This window comes from Kineococcus sp. AC630 (genome assembly GCF_979255925.1).
Window position 1 is genome coordinate 1 of record NZ_CEEDMJ010000106.1, and the last position, 256, is coordinate 256.

Consider the following 256-nt stretch of genomic DNA (forward strand, 5'->3'; position numbering starts at 1 on the left):
TTGACGTTGAGCACGACCGGCACGTCCAGCTGCGGCGCACCGTAGGGGTGCTCGTCGCGGAGGTCCTCGCGCTGCGGGAGGTCGGCCCGGGTGGTCGCCCGGCTGGTGCGGTCGGTCGTGTCGGTCACGCGCGCCAGTCTCCCAGACCGGGAGGGCCGGTCGTCGCCCCCCGTCGGCGACGCGCACCCACCGTCGACCCGCGAGCTTGCCGGGAGTCCCAGCGCGATCGCGGGTCGGTGGGGTCAGATGGTCATGA

The 256-nt window shown here is 74.2% G+C and carries 1 pseudogene; it reads right to left on the reverse strand.

From position 1 onward, the window contains the following. Positions 1–128: pseudogene (locus AC0I8G_RS26045) on the reverse strand (histidinol-phosphate transaminase); the annotation flags it as partial. Positions 129–256: the final 128 nt, after the last annotated feature.